Source organism: Klebsiella sp. 141162, assembly GCF_050600755.1.
Taxonomy (GTDB): Bacteria; Pseudomonadota; Gammaproteobacteria; order Enterobacterales; family Enterobacteriaceae; genus Klebsiella; species Klebsiella aerogenes.
Genome location: NZ_JAQIRI010000009.1, coordinates 74214 through 93035 on the forward strand (window position 1 = coordinate 74214; position 18822 = coordinate 93035).

At 53.4% G+C, this 18822-nt stretch carries 20 protein-coding genes and 3 tRNA genes; 7 read left to right on the forward strand and 16 right to left on the reverse strand.

All coding sequences use genetic code 11. The annotated features are described in order from the left end of the window. Positions 1 to 31: 31 nt before the first annotated feature. The 12 genes from deoD to PGR23_RS20245 all read right to left on the reverse strand — a co-directional run bounded on the left by deoD (position 32) and on the right by PGR23_RS20245 (position 11170). On the reverse strand, positions 32 to 751 hold the full coding sequence (gene deoD, locus PGR23_RS20190) for a purine-nucleoside phosphorylase (RefSeq protein ID WP_002887789.1): 720 nt from the start codon (positions 749 to 751) through the stop codon (positions 32 to 34). Positions 752 to 947: 196 nt separating this feature from the next. Beyond that, positions 948 to 2171: a phosphopentomutase gene (gene deoB, locus PGR23_RS20195; protein ID WP_045395913.1), complete on the reverse strand. Its 1224-nt coding sequence runs from the start codon at positions 2169 to 2171 to the stop codon at positions 948 to 950. Between the two features lie 52 nt (positions 2172 to 2223). Continuing rightward, positions 2224 to 3546 (reverse strand): thymidine phosphorylase, encoded by a 1323-nt coding sequence (deoA, locus tag PGR23_RS20200; protein ID WP_045395933.1) that lies wholly within the window; start codon positions 3544 to 3546, stop codon positions 2224 to 2226. A gap of 113 nt (positions 3547 to 3659) precedes the next feature. After that, positions 3660 to 4439, reverse strand: coding sequence for a deoxyribose-phosphate aldolase (gene deoC, locus PGR23_RS20205; RefSeq protein WP_045395915.1), 780 nt, complete (start codon positions 4437 to 4439; stop codon positions 3660 to 3662). A 408-nt stretch (positions 4440 to 4847) separates the two neighbouring features. Beyond that, positions 4848 to 5633: a TatD family hydrolase gene (locus PGR23_RS20210; protein ID WP_320482988.1), complete on the reverse strand. Its 786-nt coding sequence runs from the start codon at positions 5631 to 5633 to the stop codon at positions 4848 to 4850. Next, positions 5630 to 6703 carry a patatin-like phospholipase family protein gene (locus tag PGR23_RS20215; protein WP_045395919.1) on the reverse strand — a complete coding sequence of 358 codons (1074 nt, stop codon included), beginning with the start codon at positions 6701 to 6703 and terminating at the stop codon, positions 5630 to 5632. The genes PGR23_RS20210 and PGR23_RS20215 overlap by 4 nt, the downstream gene beginning before the upstream one ends. Before the next feature lie 151 nt (positions 6704 to 6854). Beyond that, the gene (locus PGR23_RS20220) at positions 6855 to 7016 is read right to left on the reverse strand and encodes a DUF1328 domain-containing protein (RefSeq protein ID WP_015368384.1); all 162 of its coding nucleotides are present in this window, start codon (positions 7014 to 7016) and stop codon (positions 6855 to 6857) included. A gap of 123 nt (positions 7017 to 7139) precedes the next feature. Continuing rightward, complete coding sequence (osmY, locus tag PGR23_RS20225; protein ID WP_020079668.1) at positions 7140 to 7751, reverse strand: molecular chaperone OsmY; 612 nt, start codon at positions 7749 to 7751, stop codon at positions 7140 to 7142. Positions 7752 to 7968: 217 nt separating this feature from the next. Beyond that, positions 7969 to 9558, reverse strand: coding sequence for a peptide chain release factor 3 (prfC, locus tag PGR23_RS20230; protein ID WP_213797754.1), 1590 nt, complete (start codon positions 9556 to 9558; stop codon positions 7969 to 7971). A gap of 91 nt (positions 9559 to 9649) precedes the next feature. After that, positions 9650 to 10327 carry a pyrimidine 5'-nucleotidase gene (yjjG, locus tag PGR23_RS20235; protein WP_045395924.1) on the reverse strand — a complete coding sequence of 226 codons (678 nt, stop codon included), beginning with the start codon at positions 10325 to 10327 and terminating at the stop codon, positions 9650 to 9652. Positions 10328 to 10341: 14 nt separating this feature from the next. Beyond that, complete coding sequence (gene rimI, locus PGR23_RS20240) at positions 10342 to 10788, reverse strand: ribosomal protein S18-alanine N-acetyltransferase (protein ID WP_015368389.1); 447 nt, start codon at positions 10786 to 10788, stop codon at positions 10342 to 10344. Beyond that, the gene (locus PGR23_RS20245) at positions 10757 to 11170 is read right to left on the reverse strand and encodes a DNA polymerase III subunit psi (protein WP_045395927.1); all 414 of its coding nucleotides are present in this window, start codon (positions 11168 to 11170) and stop codon (positions 10757 to 10759) included. Before PGR23_RS20245 ends, rimI begins: the two co-directional genes overlap by 32 nt. 102 nt (positions 11171 to 11272) lie before the next feature. Here PGR23_RS20245 and rsmC point away from each other — a divergent pair, with 102 nt between their 5' ends. The 4 genes from rsmC to PGR23_RS20265 all read left to right on the forward strand — a co-directional run bounded on the left by rsmC (position 11273) and on the right by PGR23_RS20265 (position 12791). Further along, positions 11273 to 12301 carry a 16S rRNA (guanine(1207)-N(2))-methyltransferase RsmC gene (rsmC, locus tag PGR23_RS20250; RefSeq protein ID WP_045395931.1) on the forward strand — a complete coding sequence of 343 codons (1029 nt, stop codon included), beginning with the start codon at positions 11273 to 11275 and terminating at the stop codon, positions 12299 to 12301. Positions 12302 to 12473: 172 nt separating this feature from the next. Then, positions 12474 to 12560: transfer RNA gene (locus PGR23_RS20255), tRNA-Leu, on the forward strand. 28 nt (positions 12561 to 12588) lie between these two features. Beyond that, a tRNA-Leu gene (locus PGR23_RS20260) sits at positions 12589 to 12675 on the forward strand. A gap of 29 nt (positions 12676 to 12704) precedes the next feature. Continuing rightward, positions 12705 to 12791, forward strand: a tRNA-Leu gene (locus PGR23_RS20265). Between the two features lie 21 nt (positions 12792 to 12812). Here PGR23_RS20265 and PGR23_RS20270 read toward each other — a convergent pair. Then, positions 12813 to 13052 carry a DUF1435 domain-containing protein gene (locus PGR23_RS20270; RefSeq protein ID WP_045395533.1) on the reverse strand — a complete coding sequence of 80 codons (240 nt, stop codon included), beginning with the start codon at positions 13050 to 13052 and terminating at the stop codon, positions 12813 to 12815. A gap of 265 nt (positions 13053 to 13317) precedes the next feature. Between PGR23_RS20270 and PGR23_RS20275 the strand changes: the two genes are divergently transcribed. Both PGR23_RS20275 and fhuF read left to right on the forward strand, forming a co-directional pair. Next, the gene (locus tag PGR23_RS20275; RefSeq protein WP_396279944.1) at positions 13318 to 14364 is read left to right on the forward strand and encodes a GGDEF domain-containing protein; all 1047 of its coding nucleotides are present in this window, start codon (positions 13318 to 13320) and stop codon (positions 14362 to 14364) included. Positions 14365 to 14476: 112 nt separating this feature from the next. After that, on the forward strand, positions 14477 to 15265 hold the full coding sequence (gene fhuF, locus PGR23_RS20280; RefSeq protein ID WP_045395528.1) for a siderophore-iron reductase FhuF: 789 nt from the start codon (positions 14477 to 14479) through the stop codon (positions 15263 to 15265). Between the two features lie 37 nt (positions 15266 to 15302). Here the strand turns inward: fhuF and PGR23_RS20285 are convergent, their stop codons facing one another. After that, the gene (locus PGR23_RS20285; protein ID WP_045395526.1) at positions 15303 to 16646 is read right to left on the reverse strand and encodes a PTS sugar transporter subunit IIC; all 1344 of its coding nucleotides are present in this window, start codon (positions 16644 to 16646) and stop codon (positions 15303 to 15305) included. A 336-nt stretch (positions 16647 to 16982) separates the two neighbouring features. On the opposite strand from PGR23_RS20285, the gene PGR23_RS20290 reads away from it, so the two are divergent. Further along, positions 16983 to 17441 (forward strand): YbaK/EbsC family protein, encoded by a 459-nt coding sequence (locus PGR23_RS20290; protein ID WP_045395524.1) that lies wholly within the window; start codon positions 16983 to 16985, stop codon positions 17439 to 17441. An 8-nt stretch (positions 17442 to 17449) separates the two neighbouring features. On the opposite strand, the gene bglJ is transcribed toward PGR23_RS20290, so the two are convergent. Further along, entirely contained in the window at positions 17450 to 18130 is a 681-nt protein-coding gene (gene bglJ / locus PGR23_RS20295; RefSeq protein ID WP_045395522.1) for a DNA-binding transcriptional activator BglJ, read from the reverse strand. After that, the gene (locus PGR23_RS20300) at positions 18091 to 18813 is read right to left on the reverse strand and encodes a helix-turn-helix domain-containing protein (protein WP_396279945.1); all 723 of its coding nucleotides are present in this window, start codon (positions 18811 to 18813) and stop codon (positions 18091 to 18093) included. The genes bglJ and PGR23_RS20300 overlap by 40 nt, the downstream gene beginning before the upstream one ends. Positions 18814 to 18822 lie beyond the last annotated feature (9 nt).

Here is an 18822-nt window from a genome sequence, read left to right on the forward strand (position 1 = left end):
CAGGCGAAGCCGCCACCCGGCACAACAGGCCTTACTCTTTATCGCCCAGCAGTACGGATTCCAGCGCGATTTTGATCATATCGTTGAAGGTCGTCTGACGTTCAGCGGCAGTGGTCTGCTCGTGGGTACGAATATGATCGGAAACGGTGCAGATGGTCAGCGCTTTCGCGCCGAACTCCGCCGCGACGCCATAGATGCCGGCCGCTTCCATTTCCACGCCCAGAATGCCGTATTTTTCCATCACGTCGAACATAGACGGGTCCGGCGTATAGAACAGGTCAGCAGAGAAGATGTTGCCGACGCGCGCGTCAACGCCCAGCGCTTTCGCCGCGTCTACCGCGTTACGCACCATGCCGAAATCGGCAATCGCCGCGAAATCATGGTCTTTGAAACGCAGACGGTTGACTTTAGAGTCGGTGCACGCGCCCATGCCGATAACCACATCACGCAGTTTGACATCTTCACGTACCGCGCCGCAGGATCCAACGCGGATGATTTTTTTCACGCCGAAATCGGTGATCAGCTCTTTGGTGTAGATAGAGCAGGATGGGATACCCATACCGTGGCCCATCACGGAGATTTTGCGGCCTTTGTAGGTACCGGTGAAGCCCAACATGCCGCGCACGTTGTTTACTTCACGCACGTCTTCAAGGAAAGTTTCGGCAATGTGCTTCGCGCGCAGCGGGTCGCCCGGCATCAAAACTACGTCAGCGAAATCGCCCATTTCTGCGTTAATGTGTGGGGTAGCCATCGTTTTATCCTTATATAAATTGTTCGTGCCTGATGGCGGCTACGCCTTATCAGGCCTACAAAACGTATTCAAATACCCTAAAGATTTCGCGGTGTAGGAAGGCGACGAATTCGTGAATCCCCGGAGCATAGATTAACTATGTGACCGGGGTGAGCGAATGAAGTCAACGCATCTACAGCGCGAAAGACAACGGGTATTACAGCATGTTTTTACCGTACGCCATTGGCGACGTACCAAAGTATGTCGCCAGGGTCTGGCCGATATCGGCGAAGGTTTCGCGGTGGCCTAACGAACCTGGTTTCACTTTCGGGCCATATACCAGCACCGGAATGTGCTCGCGGGTGTGGTCGGTACCGGTCCAGGTCGGGTCGCAGCCGTGGTCGGCGGTGAGGATCAGAATGTCGTCCTCCCCAACCAGCTCCATCAGCTCCGGCAGACGGCGGTCAAACAGTTCCAGACCCGCCGCGTAGCCCGCGACGTCACGACGGTGACCCCAGGAGGAGTCAAAGTCGACGAAGTTAGTGAAGACGATAGTCTCGTCGCCCGCTTCCTTCATCTCTTTGATGGTCGCGTCGAACAGCGCGTCCAGCCCGGTGGCTTTCACTTTCTTAGTGATACCGCAGTTGGCGTAAATGTCGGCGATTTTACCCACGGAAACCACGTGGCCGTTTTTCTCGTCGACCAGCTTCTGCAGCACGGTCGGCGCCGGCGGCTCGACCGCCAGGTCGTGACGGTTACCGGTACGCTGGAAGTTACCGGCTTTGTCGCCGACAAACGGACGCGCAATCACGCGGCCAATGTTATAGCCGCCTTCGGTCAGTTCTTCACGGGCGATTTCGCACAGCTCATACAGCTTGTCGAGGCCGAAAGTCTCTTCGTGACAGGCGATCTGGAATACCGAGTCAGCAGAGGTATAGAAAATCGGTTTCCCGGTTTTCATATGTTCTTCACCCAGCTGGTCCAGAATCACGGTACCGGAAGAGTGGCAGTTGCCGAGGTAGCCCGGCAGGTTCGCGCGCTTAACCAGTTTATCCAGCAGTTCCTGCGGGAAGCTGTTTTCATGATCGCTGAAGTAGCCCCAGTCAAACAACACCGGCACACCGGCGATTTCCCAGTGGCCAGACGGCGTATCTTTACCGGAAGAGAGTTCATGCGCCCAGGCGTAAGCGCCAACGACCTCAGCATTACCGTCCATACCGGCGGCAATTTTACCGGTAGAACCTTCATGCGCTTTCACCAGGCCCAGGCGGGTCAGGTTAGGTAAATTCAACGGGCCTTTACGACCATTGTCAGCTTCACCTTTGGCGCAGGCTTCCGCAATGTGGCCCATGGTATCGGCGCCCACATCGCCAAAGCGGTCAGCGTCTTCCGTTGCGCCAATCCCAAAGGAGTCCAGCACCATAATAAATGCACGTTTCATCTTGTTCTCCATACATCATGCGCTGCAAAAAAGCGATCAGATCAGTATATCGCTACTTGGTGATTCGGCGATAGACCGTCGGTGTAATTTCTGGGGCTTGAGCGTCCAGTTTAATTGCCGCTTTCACGGCTTTGGCCGCCTCCTGCCAGCTGGATTCATCTTTCGCATGAATCACCGCCAGCGGACGTTCGCCATCGACTTTATCGCCAAGGCGCGCCATATCAGTAAAACCAACGCTGTAGTCAATGGTATCGGATGCCTGACGACGACCGCCGCCCATCGACACCACCGCCATCCCCAGCGCGCGGGTATCCATATCAGAGACAAATCCGGCGCCTTCAGCATAGACCGCTTTGCTCAGCATTGCCGTCGGCAGGTATTTCGCATAGTTTTCGACAAAGTCGTTCGGCCCTTTCTGCGCCGCCACCATGCGGCCAAAGACTTCCGCCGCTTTACCGTTATCCAGCACCGCCTGCAATTTCGCGCGCGCCTCGGCGTCATCCGCCGCCAGCTTGCCGGAAATCAACATTTCCACGCACAGCGCCATGGTGACGTCGTACAGACGCGGGTTACGGTATTCCCCGGTCAGGAACTGTACCGCTTCGCGAACTTCAACGGCGTTACCTGCGCTGGAGGCCAGCACCTGGTTCATATCGGTTAACAGTGCGGTCGTGCGCACGCCGGCGCCGTTGGAGACGCCAACGATCGCTTCGGCAAGCGCTTCTGAAAGCTCATAAGTCGGCATAAAGGCGCCGCTGCCGACTTTAACGTCCATCACCAGCGCATCCAGACCTTCCGCCAGTTTCTTGGCCAGGATCGATGCGGTAATCAGCGGGATGGAATCCACCGTCGCGGTAATATCGCGGGTGGCATAGAAACGTTTGTCAGCCGGCGCGAGCGAGCTGGTCTGCCCGATGATCGCCACGCCGACATCTTTAATAATTTCGCGGAATCGCGCGTCGTCCGGGAAGATATCGAAGCCCGGGATCGCTTCCAGTTTATCAAGCGTACCGCCGGTATGGCCGAGGCCGCGCCCGGAGATCATCGGTACGTAACCGCCGCAGGCGGCAACCATTGGCCCCAGCATCAGCGAGGTAACGTCACCCACGCCGCCGGTCGAGTGTTTATCAACGATCGGGCCGTTGAGGTTAAGGCTTTTCCAGTCGAGAACGGTCCCTGAATCCCGCATCGCCATGGTCAGCGAGACACGTTCCGGCATAGACATATCATGGAAGAAGATGGTCATCGCCAGCGCGGCGATCTGTCCTTCAGAGATAGTATTATCGCGGATGCCGTTGATGAAAAAGCGAATTTCTTCATCGCTTAATGCATGACCATCACGTTTTTTACGAATAATTTCTTGTGCGAGAAACACGGTAACCTCCCAACGGGTATAAATTGCCGGATAGCGGCGCGGGCGCCTTATCCGGCCTACAGGCATCAATTCGTAGGCCGGATAAGCGCATAACCATCCGGCATATCAAGGGATTAGTAGCTGCTGGCGCTCTTACCGTCGCCGTGACCCAGGGCTTTCAGCAGGCTAGCCAACAGGCTTGATGCGCCAAAACGGTAGTGACGGGAATCAGCCCAGTCGGCGCCGAACAGTTCATCGGCAATCGCCAGGAACTGCTGCGCGTCTTCCGCGCTGCGCACGCCGCCGGCAGGTTTGAAGCCAACGGTTTTCTCAACGCCCATATCGCGGATGACTTCCATCATGATGCGCGCGCTTTCCGGCGTCGCATTCACCGGCACTTTACCGGTAGAAGTTTTGATGAAATCCGCGCCCGCTTTAATAGAGATTTCAGATGCCTTACGAATCAGCGCTTCTTCTTTCAGCTCGCCGGTTTCGATGATCACTTTCAGCAGCACATTCGCCGCCGCACAGGCGTCTTTACAGGCTTTCACCAGATCAAAACCTACCTGCTCGTTACCAGCAATCAGCGCGCGGTACGGGAAAACCACATCCACTTCATCCGCGCCATAGGCGATTGCCGCGCGGGTTTCCGCCAGCGCGATATCGATATCGTCGTTACCATGCGGGAAGTTGGTCACCGTCGCGATACGGATGTCCGGTGTTCCTTGCTCATTCAGTGTCTTACGGGCAATCGGGATAAAACGCGGGTAAATGCAGACTGCAGCGGTATTGCCCACCGGGGTTTTTGCCTGATGGCACAGCGCGATCACCTTCTCATTGGTGTCGTCATCATTCAGGGTGGTCAGATCCATCAGTTTCAACGCGCGCAGGCTGCTTGCTTTTAAATCAGTCATTTCATACTCCGACGGCGTGTTGCCGGTTCAATAGTTTGTTCACCATGCGAGCCTGTTACTATTGTAACATCCGCTCGCCATTACACTTCGACATTCATCACAGTTAATGAAAACTAGTTACTAATTTGCATTACTGTAACGTGATACAAATCACAATTACCTACCATTTACTTCGATCCTCACCGTGAGGTCCTGTTTAAGCATAATTGGCAAATCGAAGCTCATGATGATGTTATTATTCTAACATAACGAAACGTATTATCTCGACGATGTGGCGCACAAATTGTGCAATACCGGGACATAAAAACACTTTCGCATTGAAATTTAATAGATTTTATATTTACCAAAAATGATGGGATTGTCACAACCCGTCAAAACCGGGACGATTTTGTCCAGAATGTGGGGGCGTTAGAGGGTTAGCGCGGTAAAGAGGCTTTTGGTATTCGCCAGTAGCGCCGCTTCAATTTCCTGCGCCGGTTCCGCGCGCAGTTCACATAGCGCGTCAAAGACGCGGGCCGCCTGTTCCGGGCGGTTCGGCTGCCCCTGAAAACCATTGAGCGGCATATCCGGAGCATCGGTTTCCAGCAACAGCGAAGAAAGCGGCAGACGCGCCATAACATCACGAGTTTTGCTGGCGCGGGGATAGGTAATGGTGCCGCCGACGCCAATCTTATAGCCCAGCTGTACAAAACGTTCCGCCTGCTGCAGGCTGCCGGCAAAACCATGCACCACCCCAGCGCGCGGCAGGTTATGTTTTTTTAGCAACATCGCCAGCTTATCGTGGGTGCGCCGCGAATGCAGGATCACCGGCAAATCGTAACGCTTCGCCAGCCGCAGCTGCGCTTCCAACAGCGCCTGCTGGCGATCGAATTGCGGATCGTCACGGTAGAGATCGAGGCCAATCTCTCCGAGGGCCACGAGTTTCGGATGACGCTGTGCAAGATAGCTTTCCAGTTGCGCTAATCCGCGGTCATCATGCTGTTCGATAACAATAGGATGCATCCCTAGCGCGGCATACAGCGGCTCGTGTTGCTCCGCCAGCGCCAGCACGCGAGCAAAGCGCGCGGCGGATATCGACGGCACGATAATACGCCCAACGCCGGCCTGCGCCGCCCTCGCGATACCTGCGGGTTCATCCTCTGTAAACGGGGGAAAATCGAAGTGACAGTGGGTATCAATAAAGCGTAACGTCACGCCAGATCCTCGTTATTAAAGCTGGGGTCATTAGCCTGCGGCGCGGTGATAATCGCCTGTTGCGGCGTTTCGTTAGCCACCGGCAGCGGCGGCACCACCACCGGCGTCGGCCTTGCCACACGCGGCGCATGGCGTAACAGAGGCGGTTGCTCGGTCAGCAGTTTCCCTACCGTGGCGAGGAAGTAGCGGCCGCACTGGCGCCCGGTTTTATAATCTTCCAGCAGCGCCGGCAGACGGCTGCCAAGCGCCATACTGCGCAGCGGCCGCTGCGGATAAATTTCGAATATCCGCAGTTTACCCGGCGGTTTTTCAATAAACTGCTGCGTCGCGCGATAGGTGGTTTCGTGGTGCTGTACCAGGTTCACAAAAGGCTGCAGGCTGCTTTCTCCCAGCCAGCGTTCCATTCGTTTAAACCACTGCGGGGTGTAGAACATCTGCGAAGGGACGGTACGGATCACCACGATAGTCTGCGCGCCGCGGCGCGCCGCCTCCTGCACAGGGATCGCATCGCTGACGCCGCCATCGAGGTAGCTCACGCCATCCAGCAGGACACCGCTACGGTAGAAGCCGGGAATGGCGCTGGAGGCGCGGATCAGGTCGAGCCAGGTCTGGCGGGTGGGGGAAAAATAGTTTGCCGTGTAGTCGTCACCGCGGCAGGCGCACATCCACAGCTCTTTACCCAGCGCAAACTGCTCCTCGGCATAGTTCATCGCCAGCGGCATTTGTTGCGAAGTGGAATCGACCAGCCAATCGAGATCGATAAGATTGCCGCCGCGAACAAAGCGCATCGGGTCGAAAAACTGCCTTGAGGTGGTATAACGCGTAATGACTTTGCGGGCGTAGCCCTGCTGATTACAGATATAAGCGGAGATGTTTTGCGCGCCAGCGGAAGTGCCAAGCATCAGGTCGAAAGGGTTAAATCCGGCGCGCATGAATTCGTCCAGAACCCCGGCTGTGAAAATACCTCGCTGACCACCGCCTTCGCACACCAGAGCAAGTTTGCCTGGACGGAAGGGTTTTACCGCTAACGGGGCAATATTGCCCAACGTCACGGGAATGCGCTGCCCCACCCTGCTTTCCTGTTTGTTTATTTTCTGTCATTAAAGTAACGCAAATTGTCGTCCCCTGAAACCGCAAAAGCCAGTCACATTGACTGGCTTTATGTAAGACGTTATGTCATCACTGCGCGGTTATTGATTCACGCCTTTCGGCACATCGCCTCTAGGGTCGTTTTCGACCGGTAAACAGGCTGACCAGGAAAATGATAATACCGACAACAAAGACGATTTTAGCCGCCCACGCCGCGGTACCCGCCAGACCACCAAAGCCCAATGCGGCGGCAATCAACGCGATGATCAGAAAAATAATGCCCCATCTAAACATACTGTTCTCCTTACCATATGATTAACGGTCGCTTTTCTGCGCGCTCAGGCCGCGCATACATCAACCCTGCGTACAACTCGCTCAGCGGTCTCGCCGCTGGCGAATATCTTTTAATGAATACCCTTACTGCACTTTAAGATCGTTCTTCACGCTCTTAACACCGGTTACCGCTTTGGCAATGTCTGCCGCGCGATCGACCTGCTTGCTGGATTCCAGCGTCCCGGAGAGATGAACTACCCCGTTGCTGGTCTCCACCGTAACCTTACGCGACGGAACGATATCGTCCGCCAGCAGTTTGGCTTTGACTTCGCTGGTGATTGCGGTATCGCCAGCATAGCCCTTCAGGCTGGCTGATTTTTCCCCCGCCACGGTCAGCTTATCGCTTACCGAACTCACTCCTTCGACGCCTTTCGCCGCGCTGACGGCCTGTGATTTTTGCTCAGCGCTCTCCACGGTCCCGCTTAAGGTCACGACTTTGTTTTCCGTTTTCACCGAGATATCGGTGCTACGGATACTTTTGTCATCAATCAGCGCCGCTTTAACACGGGCGGTGATCGTGCTGTCATCCATAAAATCGCCAACCTTGTTGATCGATTTATCGACGCTTTCTCCGGCGCTGGTCGCGGCAGCCTTCGCGCTATCGGTTGCGGTGGTTTCCGCATAGGTCGAGGCGCTTATCAACGCTGAGCCTAAGAAGAGAGGCAGCAATAGCCTGGCGCTCTTTAGTCTGGTCATTGGTATGCCCTCACGATGTCTGCTTTGGTAAAACAAATGGCTATTTATTCAGCCAGGTTTCTGAAAAGTGCTTAATAAATATAGTAGATGAGCGGAGATGCGGCGGAGGGTTTGAATAAAAAAGCTACGATTTGCGCAGATTTAAGAACTTTCTATGGTAAGGATGAAGGCGGACAAAACGGGCTGGAGCGCAGCATCGCCGCGCTCCAGAGAGATATTAGTGCTCGCGCGTTTTGCGGAACACCACATCAGGATAACGCTCTTGCGTCAGGTTCAGGTTAACCATCGTCGGGGCGATATAGGTCAGATTATCGCCGCCATCCAGCGCCAGCTGAACTTCGTTCTTACGCTTGAACTCTTCGAATTTCTTCACGTCAGTTGATTCAACCCAGCGCGCGGTGGCCACGTTGACGGATTCGTAAATCGCTTCAACGTTATATTCGCTTTTCAGACGCGCAACTACCACATCGAACTGCAGCACGCCGACGGCGCCGACGATCAGATCGTTATTCGCAATAGGACGGAAGACCTGTACCGCGCCCTCTTCAGAGAGCTGAACCAGCCCTTTCAGCAGCTGTTTCTGCTTCAGCGGATCTTTCAGGCGAATACGACGGAACAGTTCCGGCGCGAAGTTCGGAATACCGGTGAACTTCATCATTTCGCCCTGGGTAAAGGTGTCGCCAATCTGAATGGTGCCGTGGTTATGCAGGCCGATAATATCACCCGGGTAGGCTTCTTCAACGTGCGAACGGTCGCCCGCCATAAAGGTCAGCGCGTCGGAAATCACCACGTCTTTGCCGATACGCACCTGACGCAGCTTCATGCCTTTCTCGTATTTGCCGGAAACCACGCGCATGAACGCCACGCGATCGCGGTGTTTCGGGTCCATGTTGGCCTGAATCTTAAACACGAAGCCGGTGAATTTCTCTTCTGCGGCCATCACTTCACGGGTATCAGTGTTACGCGGCATCGGCGCCGGCGCCCACTCCACCAGGCCATCCAGCATATGATCCACGCCGAAGTTGCCTAATGCGGTGCCGAAGAACACTGGAGTAATTTCGCCCGCCAGGAACAGATCCTTATCGAACTCGTTCGATGCGCCCTGTACCAGTTCCAGTTCATCGCGCAGCTGCTGCGCCAGATCGTCGCCCACCGCGGCATCGAGTTCAGGGTTATTCAGCCCCTTAACCACGCGCACTTCCTGAATGGTGTGCCCTTTACCGGTCTGATAGAGGTAAGTTTCATCTTTATAAAGATGATAAACCCCTTTAAACAGCTTGCCGCAGCCGATAGGCCAGGTAATCGGCGCACAGCCTATTTTCAGCTCATTTTCGACTTCATCCAGCAATTCCATCGGATCGCGGATATCACGGTCGAGTTTGTTCATAAAGGTGAGGATCGGCGTATCGCGCAGACGGGTAACTTCCATCAGCTTGCGGGTACGATCTTCGACGCCTTTCGCCGCATCGATAACCATCAGACAGCAGTCAACCGCCGTCAGGGTACGGTAGGTATCCTCGGAGAAGTCTTCGTGCCCCGGGGTATCCAGCAGGTTAACCAGGCAGTCATGATACGGGAACTGCATCACCGAGGTGGTAATCGAGATCCCACGCTGCTTTTCCATTTCCATCCAGTCGGATTTTGCATGCTGGCTGGAACCACGGCCCTTCACGGTACCGGCGGTCTGAATCGCCTGTCCGAACAGCAGCACTTTTTCAGTGATGGTGGTCTTACCGGCATCCGGGTGAGAAATAATGGCAAAAGTGCGGCGTTTGGCCACCTCTTGCAGATAAGGAGACAACGTCATAATTCAATCTTCTAAGTAAACGCGGCAATGGGCCGCGCATGTGGAATACGAAAAATTGCGGCTATTTTACCCATCAATGGGGGGGAGGCAATTAGTGTTTACACAGGAGTTGCTCCAGTTCGCTTAAAGAGGTCACCGTCCAGTCAGGCTGCAGGTCTGCCGGCAGCGTTTGCTGGTGCGCATTCAGCCAACAGGTGGCAAGCCCGGCGTTGACGCCGCCGCGAATATCCGACTCAGCGGTATCGCCGACCATCAATACCCTGTCGCGCGACGGATTACCCGCCTGCGCCAGCGCATAATCGAAGATACGCGCATCCGGCTTCGCGACGCCGACTTCCTCAGAAATAATCAGCAAATCAAAGTGATCGCGCAGGCCGGTACGCTCCAGACGAGTCTGCTGCAACGAGGTAAAACCGTTGGTGATGATGCCCATTTTTACCTTGCCCTGCAGCGCATCCAGCAGCGATACGGCGCCCGGCAGCGGCGCGCAGATTTCGGCCATCGCATTCATGAAAGCGTCGTTCAGTTCGCCCGGGGGGACGTTCAAACGTTCCGCCCAGCTATCAAAACGCTGATGCTGTAATTGTAGCGAGGTGATGGCGCCGTTTTGATAATCCACCCACAGCGGCTTATTAACGGCCTGATAGTCCTGAAAATCTTCGGCGGTAAATGTCACGCTATAGTCGAGAAACATCCGCTGTAAGCCGCTGAAAGAGTCAAACGTAAACAACGTTTCATCGGCATCAAAGAAAATCCAGTCCCATTTCATCGTTTCACCTTGTCTTACATACTGATTGGCAGAGCCATTATAATTGCGTCCTCACGCCCATCGGCCGTAGGGTAGTAATTGCGGCGGATAGTCGCCTCGTTAAAGCCTAAGCTTTCGTAGAGCGCGATGGCGGCGACATTCGATGCCCGCACCTCCAGCCACAGCGTAACGACGCCGAGTTTTTCGACTTCATCAATAACATGTTCCAGCAGTTCCCGTCCCAGGCCGCGGCGCTGGTATGCGGGGTCGACGGCGATGTTAAAAAGCGTCGCTTCATCAAGGACAATTTGGGTGATGGCAAAGGCCGCCATTTCCCCATCAACTGCTAGTTGGTAATTCAGATAACGTTCACCCTGATTGCTGGCAAAGGTTTGTTCGCTCCACGGAAAAGCGTGGGCGCGTTTTTCGATTTGCCAGGCTTTGGATAAATCAGCCGTGCTGAGGGTAGAAATCGTGTTCATGTGCGCAGATTTGTTGCCAGAGCGCGATGCGAGCCGGCACGCTGCTCTGAAGTTCATCAAAAACGGGCGTCGAGACCTGGGCGCCCGCCAGCGACAGCGGCGTCTCGCAGCCCAGTCGCCAGCTGTTGCAGCGGCTATTTTGCGGCAGCATGGCTACCCGGTCCGGCGTAAGTTGCAGCACCTGATCGGCATTAATCGAGAGCGCGCGCAGAATATCGCTAATTAGCGGTTCAGTCAGCGACGGCGGGGTTTCCGCCACCATCACCAGACGAATATGTTCAGGAAGCGAGATAGCGATTTCGCCCTGCAACGCCCCTGGGCGACGCAGCGACCACTGGGTAATCCCCAGTTGCTGTAATTGCCAGTCTCGTCGGGAAGTCATAGCGAAACACTCCTGTTAAACAAGCGCGCAATATAGCAAATCCGTCGTATCTGCGCCAACAAACTACTATAATCGGCGCCAGTCTTATTGAAGGAGTGTTTCATGTCAGCTTTTACCCCGGCAAGTGAAGTCTTGCTGCGCCACAGTGATGATTTCGAGTCCGCCCGCGTTCTGTTTGCCGGTGACCTGCAGGATGACCTGCCTGCACGTCTGGATACCGCGGCCAGCCGCGCTCATACCCAACAATTCCACCACTGGCAGGTCCTGAATCGCCAGATGGGCGATAACGTCCGTTTTAGCTTAGTAGCCGAGGCCGCCGACGTCGCCGATTGCGACACCCTGATCTACTACTGGCCGAAGAACAAGCCGGAAGCGCAGTTCCAGCTGATGAACCTGCTCTCTCTGCTGCCGGTGGGGATCGATATTTTCGTGATCGGCGAAAACCGCAGCGGCGTGCGTAGCGCCGAGCAGATGCTCGCCGAATACGCGCCGCTGAATAAAGTGGATAGCGCCCGCCGCTGCGGTCTCTACCACGGCCGTCTGGAAAAACAGCCCTCCTTCAACGCCGAACAGTACTGGAACGAGTACGCGCTCGATAACCTGACCATTAAAACGCTGCCGGGCGTGTTCAGCCGCGACGGCCTTGATGTTGGCAGCCAACTGCTGCTGTCGACTCTGCAACCGCATACTAAAGGCAAAGTGCTCGATGTCGGCTGCGGCGCTGGAGTGCTGGCCGCGGTACTGGCCAGCCATTCGCCGAAGGTACGCCTGACGCTATGCGACGTCAGCGCTCCGGCGGTCGAAGCCAGCCGCGCGACGCTTGCCGCGAATGGTTTTGAAGGTGAGGTTTTTGCCAGCAACGTCTTCTCTGAGGTCAACGGCCGTTTTGACATGATCATCTCAAATCCGCCATTCCACGACGGTCTGCAAACCAGCCTGGAAGCGGCGCAGGCGCTGATCCGCGGCGCGGTGCGCCATCTGAACAGCGGCGGCGAACTGCGTATCGTCGCCAACGCCTTCCTGCCCTATCCACAGGTGCTGGATGAGACGTTTGGTTTTCATGAAGTAATCGCCCAAACCGGCCGTTTCAAAGTTTACCGCACGGTGATGACTCGCCAGGCGAAGAAATAATCTTCGTTTCCCATCGGCGGCATGCTCGACGTGCCGCCGGTACTTCCCTGGGCTCTGAATAGCCCATTTTTGCAGCAATCGAGAAAACCTGCATAATTAACTATTGACGTGTCGCCGAAAACCACTAGAATGCGCCTCCGTGGTAACGATACTTTTATAGTGTCGATGGTATGCGAAGGTGGCGGAATTGGTAGACGCGCTAGCTTCAGGTGTTAGTGTCCTTACGGACGTGGGGGTTCAAGTCCCCCCCCTCGCACCATAATCCACGTTGATATCGCTCGCACTGTGCGAAGGTGGCGGAATTGGTAGACGCGCTAGCTTCAGGTGTTAGTGTTCTTACGGACGTGGGGGTTCAAGTCCCCCCCCTCGCACCAACGAGGCGATATCAGATTAAGAATACTGTGCGAAGGTGGCGGAATTGGTAGACGCGCTAGCTTCAGGTGTTAGTGTCCTTACGGACGTGGGGGTTCAAGTCCCCCCCCTCGCACCAATATTCTTACCCTTCTCTGTTTTATCCCATCAGCTTCAAATTCAACATTATCAGCATCATTCCACCGATCAGCGCTACGCTTGACGGCAACAGTACGAAATGACGCAACTGACGGTGCCAGATCATTGCCGCCGATAGTAGTAATCCCAGAGCAATCATCACGCGCCAGGCTTCTACCGGCAGGCCAATTATGCCTAACGCCATCACCAGTACGCCCGGCAGCAGAATTCCCCAACCACTCCCTAAAGCTCGCTGCAACATGGTTTCGCCTCTCACAACGATAATGATAACCAATATCATATGATAATTTTTATCATTTGTCATGCCGAGCCGTTTAACTTTTATTACTCTTGCACTCAGGAGTAATGACATACATTCATTGAGATGATAAATTAAGCAAATTAAATCTATATATTAAATTGTCTGATCATTTGCGCAGATAGCCTTATATTACGTGTTGTTTTATATTTTTCCCCTTTGGCAGCCATCATCTTGAAACTTAACTACTAATAATGATAGTACCAATATGACTGCACAAACCTGGCGGGCTCATTACGAGCAAAAATATCAGTATTCCTTACGACTTTTTTTATTACTTAATTGTGTTTCTGCCGCTCTGTCGCTGCTCAGCCCGCTGTTTACCATTGTCACCGTCACGCTACCGTGTGCGCTGATATGCGCGGCCAGCCTGGGCCTCTTGTTATGGAATTGGAAATTCCCACAACAGAAAATAAATATTCCTGTTATTTCTCTGTTATTTGGCATGCTATGGGCCTGGCACATCGTAATAAAAGCCTCATTGTTACCGCCACCGCATTTTAACTTCCTGGTTATCGCCTTATTAAGCATTCTGTTTATTGGAACTATCGCTTTTTCTAACAATATCATTGCCTTTACTCTACATTCCCTACCCACTTTTATTGTGTGTCTGGCGCTGGCTGGCGGAGAACAATGGATGCGGATGTTTTACTGCTTTGTCCTGCCGGTTGCCGGAATTACGTTGCAGAACATTATGCAAAAGCGCAGCGATAATTTTACCCAAGGGCTAATGGATAAACTGCTGCAAGAGCGTAACACCCTGAACGATCTCAGTATGCTTGATCCATTGACCGGCCTGTATAACCGTCGTGGCCTGCAAAACCGGCTGGATAACATCCTGACAGTGGATTCGCGCGAACATTTCATCCTGCTGTTGGATATTGATCACTTCAAAGCCTACAACGATAACTATGGCCATATGATGGGCGACCAGGCGCTAATTCAGGTATCGGCGGCGATTCGTAATTCCGTGCGCTCACGCGATATCGTTGCTCGCTTTGGCGGTGAAGAGTTTATGGTGGTACTGACCAGTAGCACGGCGGAAACCGCATTCCAGACAGCAGAGCGTATTCGCCAGCGGGTTTACGATTTAAAAATCGCACACCGTTTTAATGAAAGCGTCGCCACCAATGTCACCATCAGTATCGGTATGACTCCGTTGGTGAATAGCGATATCGACAGTGCGATAAAACGCGCCGATAGCGCGCTATATGAAGCCAAAAACCAGGGGCGTAATATCATTCTCGTCAACTAACCCCTCCAGCCCGCCGCGAGGGATATGCGGCGCTGACAAATCGCTTGCGCTCCCTGCAACGAACAACTAGTATCAGCAATCATTATCATTTAGATTTGTATCTGGAAATCTGATGGCTTACCGTACCTTCTCCTTCAGCGATGAAATCATCTGGCGTGCGCCGCTTGCGCCCGTCGAGCATGCATTGGCGAATGCGGTACGGGAAAAGATCGCGGCGGTACGCCCGCATCTGCTGGATTTCCTGCGTCTGGATGAAGAAGCGCCGCCGCGTGCCCTAACCCTCGCGCAATGGTCGCAACCTACTACCCTTACTTCGCTGCTGGCTACCTATTCCGACCATATTTACCGTCACCAACCCAGCCAGCCACGCGAACAAAAACCCCTGCTTTCACTGTGGGCGCAGTGGTATATCGGCCTGCTGGTGCCGCCGCTGATGCTGGCGTTACTCACTGAAGAACAGGCTATTAGCCTTGAACCGGAGCATTTCCGCGTTGAATTCCATGAAAGCGGACGCGCGGCCTGCTTCTGGATTGACGTGCATGCCAACCATGATGCGTTGACGCTTTCCGCACAAGCGCGTATGGATATGTTGGTCAATAAAGCGCTGAAACCGGTGGTGGAAGCGCTGGAAGCGACCGGCGACATTAACGGTAAGCTTATCTGGAGCAATACCGGCTATCTGATTAACTGGTATCTCGGTGAAATGAAAAATCTGCTTGGCGACGAGCGGGTGAACGCGTTACGTCAACACTGTTTTTTTGCAAAGCAGCAGACCAGTGGCGAGGATAACCCGCTGTGGCGAACGGTGGTCTTGCGTGAAGGTCTACTGGTACGCCGAACTTGCTGTCAGCGTTATCGCCTGCCGGACGTTCAGCAATGCGGCGACTGCACGTTAAAGTAATCATCTGACGGGCGGCAATATGCCGCCCGTTGTTATTTTACGCGGTCTGCTCGTTCTCCTGCGCCGCGCGCTGCGCCTCTTCAGCTTCCTGTGCCAGCAGCTGCTTTTCGTACACCTTAAAGAACGGGAAGTAGATGATAGCCGACACGCAAGCGAGAATAACGACCAGGATCGCCGCACGGAAATCCCATCCCAAAGCCCATGCGCCGCCAATCGGCGCCGGCGCCGTCCACGGCACAACGGAGATAACACGGCCGATCAGATCTAACTTCATGGCCGCCCAGGCAATGACTGCGTTAACCATCGGCGCCAACAGGAACGGAATAAAGAATACCGGGTTCATGACGATGGGCGTGCCGAAGATAACCGGTTCGTTAATGTTAAACAGGCTTGGCACCACGCTTAAACGACCTATCGAGCGCAAATGCGCAGAACGACTGCGCAAATAACAGAACACCAGCCCCATCGTGGCGCCGGAACCGCCAACGACAATAAAGAACGTCCAGAACGCTTCCATAAAAATATGCGGCAGCGGTGCGCCCTGCGCCAGTGCTTGCTGGTTCATCCCCAGATTAGTGAGCCAGAACATCTGCAGCATACCGGAGACTATCGCCGCCCCGTGAATCCCGGCAAACCATAGCAGGTGGCCAATCAAAACCGCCAGTAAAATAGCCGGTAATGAATCTGCGGCAGAGACCAATGGCTTAAAGATAGCCATGATTGCCTGCGGGATCAGCATGTCGAAATGATGTTGGATAAACAAGCTCAGCGGATAAAGCGTCAGTACCACCACCAGAACTGGGATCAACAGATCAAATGAGTTTTTGATCATCGGCGGCACCTGATCCGGCAGACGGATCCCGATGTTGTGCGCCTTTAAGAAACGCATCATCTCTACACAGTAAATCGCCACCAGGATCGCGGTAAAGATCCCGGTGCCTCCCAAACTATCAACCGGCAGATTACCATTGGTTTTTGGCGCAGCGATCAGCAGGAACGCCATGATCGACAGCATGGCGCACATGAAAGGATCGAGCTGGTGCGCCTTTTCATAATGTTTGCCCAGATTGTAGGAAATTGCCGCGCAGATATAAATGGACATGATGCCCATGGTCATATCAAAAGGCGTCAGAATGCGTCCTTCGAACTCTTTGGCTAAATCCAACCAGGCACGGGCGAAGCCCCAGGTGGTATCCGGTGAAAAAGGCGGATAAGCGAAGACTAAGAGAAAGGAACCTACGATCATAAACGGCATGGCCGAGATAAATCCGTCACGAATAGCCATGACGTGGCGCTGCGAAGAAATGCGCCCGGCAACGGGACTTATATAGTTCTCTACAAAGCGAAATATCAGATTAAACGCAGCATGGTTTGCAGACATAGCAGCCCTCCTGACAGGCTATCGAAACAGGCCCAACAACGGTAATCTTGCCGCTATGCTGAAATTAACTGCCTACGGACTGTGGCTGACCGGGATGTCAGGTCGCCATATTGTCAGCAGGAACATCTCATGCGCGGCTGTTAGTTATCTTTGGAACAGGGAGTTACCCTGTCAGTATTCATCGACGAGCGCGATCCTGCAACCGGTTACAGTAACCGGTTGCGGCGATTGTGAAGAAGATCCAGAAATCGGAATAATTCCTGATTATCCATCGACAATATTTACAGATTTCCGGCCTTGTGACAGATTTAAGCGGATAACTACCAGGAGAACCCCATGAGTCTGCAGTCCGTGAGGCAGTTTTTTGCTGAACATGCCCCCGATATTGAAATCATCGAGTTGAATCAAAGTACGGCGACCGTTGCGCTTGCCGCCGCCGCGCATCGTGTCGAGCCGGGGCAAATCGCTAAGACTTTATCTTTAAAGGTAAAAGATCGGGTTATATTGATCGTCGCTAAAGGCGATGCTCGCCTTGATAACAAGAAGCTGAAAGACGCCTTCGGCGCAAAAGCGCGGATGCTCAGCAGTGATGAAGTTGTTACGCTAACCGGCCACCCCGTCGGCGGCGTCTGTCCATTTGGCCTGGAAAACCCTCTGCCGGTCTATTGTGATGTTTCACTCAAGCAGTATGCCGAAGTTCTACCGGCAGCAGGTGCCATTCATAGCGCGGTACGAATTTCGCCTGAGCGCATGGCACAACTCACAGAAGCCGACTGGGTTGACGTCTGTCTGTAAATTGCCAATTATTGCGCCAGGCACATTCCCTGCCCATCGTCGTTATTCGCCGGCAGACACAGCAGAATGTCCGCCGCGCTGAGCAGGCCAATATCAGAGTTAACGCCCAGTTTGGTCATCGCGTTAAATTTATGTGCGCGAATAGTTTTGATATTTCTATCAAGCTGGGTAGCGATTTCGGGCAACGAATAACCATAGGTCATATAACGAAGTATCGTATGCTCCGTCGGGCTAAGAATTTGCCCGCAGGAGCTATTGCTACGCTCCAGAATGCTTTCTTTATCCAGCGGCGCCTGCTCGATCAGCTGCAGTAAACGCTCCTGCAAACGAGTAAGACAAGATGATTTATTCAAAATAGTTTGCGGGCTTGAAGGTGTCAGATGACTGATCAGACGCATTTCCGCAGTATTATCCGCCAGTACAATTCGCTGTATTTCGGGGCGTGTTTGCGCTATTTCATGTAAAAAAAGCAGGCTTTCCAGACGAATACGTCGACTACCGGAAAGGGAAAAGATAACGGCGATAAAGTTTTTGGAAGCGAATTCACGCTTTAAGGCCTGAGTATTTTTATAAAAATGAATGCTATATTTTTTACCTGCTTCGTTATCTAAAATATAACGAAGCGCCATTTCAGTCATTGCGCATTTTTCTACGATAGCGACACATCGTGTTGTGAGATTTTTTTCCATTCCGTGTTATCTCCATAGGCTGAATACAGATTCAGTTCCTTCATTCCTTGAGCGCTATTGATCCAGGCATACATTTCTGCATTACTGCGTAACGACAGTCGGCGCATGGCGCTATTTTTCTGCGCGCTTATCGTTTTATTGCTTTTTTTCAGCAAGGCAGCAATTTGGTTAATTCCCCACCCTTTTGCCAGTAGCCGCAAAACTTTACGCTCTGAAAAGGTTAAGATGACCGTATCACTAGCATCATCACCTAAGTTGTCCATCTCGGGTGAAAAAAGTGTCTGACTAATTCTTTCGGCAGAAGCTTTACCAGCACGGATGACCTCGATGAAACGTTTAACCGGCTCGCTATCAGAAATCAGAGAGCTTTCCGGCCGCATCAAAAACTCAACTGCCAGTGGAAAGCAGGAGTGACCAACCATAAAGATCCAGTGAATGTCCCGGTATTGATTCATTAATGAATAATAATGCTCACAAATATCTCGCGGGTGTTCAATGTGACCGGAGAAGTCGACGAGGACCAGCACGGCGCGCCGAAGCTGAAGTAGCGTGAGTTCATCCTGTGAAGCACAGAAACTCAAATCGTAATCAGGGAGATGCTCCCTTAAAATAGCGTTCAAACCCGATTGCATAACCGGTATTCTACTAATGATGACGCCAAACTTACCTTGTCCTGGCAACATAAAACCTCC

Excerpts from the sequence above, each read along its gene's own strand:
- deoD (WP_002887789.1), bottom strand. The coding sequence starts at position 751 with ATGGCTACCCCACACATTAACGCAGAAATGGGCGATTTCGCTGACGTA.
- deoB (WP_045395913.1), bottom strand. The coding sequence starts at position 2,171 with ATGAAACGTGCATTTATTATGGTGCTGGACTCCTTTGGGATTGGCGCA.
- deoC (WP_045395915.1), bottom strand. The coding sequence starts at position 4,439 with ATGACTGATTTAAAAGCAAGCAGCCTGCGCGCGTTGAAACTGATGGAT.
- PGR23_RS20220 (WP_015368384.1), bottom strand. The coding sequence starts at position 7,016 with ATGTTTAGATGGGGCATTATTTTTCTGATCATCGCGTTGATTGCCGCC.
- osmY (WP_020079668.1), bottom strand. The coding sequence starts at position 7,751 with ATGACCAGACTAAAGAGCGCCAGGCTATTGCTGCCTCTCTTCTTAGGC.
- prfC (WP_213797754.1), bottom strand. The coding sequence starts at position 9,558 with ATGACGTTGTCTCCTTATCTGCAAGAGGTGGCCAAACGCCGCACTTTT.
- yjjG (WP_045395924.1), bottom strand. The coding sequence starts at position 10,327 with ATGAAATGGGACTGGATTTTCTTTGATGCCGATGAAACGTTGTTTACG.
- rimI (WP_015368389.1), bottom strand. The coding sequence starts at position 10,788 with ATGAACACGATTTCTACCCTCAGCACGGCTGATTTATCCAAAGCCTGG.
- PGR23_RS20245 (WP_045395927.1), bottom strand. The coding sequence starts at position 11,170 with ATGACTTCCCGACGAGACTGGCAATTACAGCAACTGGGGATTACCCAG.
- rsmC (WP_045395931.1), top strand. The coding sequence starts at position 11,273 with ATGTCAGCTTTTACCCCGGCAAGTGAAGTCTTGCTGCGCCACAGTGAT.
- PGR23_RS20270 (WP_045395533.1), bottom strand. The coding sequence starts at position 13,052 with ATGTTGCAGCGAGCTTTAGGGAGTGGTTGGGGAATTCTGCTGCCGGGC.
- PGR23_RS20275 (WP_396279944.1), top strand. The coding sequence starts at position 13,318 with ATGACTGCACAAACCTGGCGGGCTCATTACGAGCAAAAATATCAGTAT.
- fhuF (WP_045395528.1), top strand. The coding sequence starts at position 14,477 with ATGGCTTACCGTACCTTCTCCTTCAGCGATGAAATCATCTGGCGTGCG.
- PGR23_RS20285 (WP_045395526.1), bottom strand. The coding sequence starts at position 16,646 with ATGTCTGCAAACCATGCTGCGTTTAATCTGATATTTCGCTTTGTAGAG.
- PGR23_RS20290 (WP_045395524.1), top strand. The coding sequence starts at position 16,983 with ATGAGTCTGCAGTCCGTGAGGCAGTTTTTTGCTGAACATGCCCCCGAT.
- bglJ (WP_045395522.1), bottom strand. The coding sequence starts at position 18,130 with ATGGAAAAAAATCTCACAACACGATGTGTCGCTATCGTAGAAAAATGC.
- PGR23_RS20300 (WP_396279945.1), bottom strand. The coding sequence starts at position 18,813 with ATGTTGCCAGGACAAGGTAAGTTTGGCGTCATCATTAGTAGAATACCG.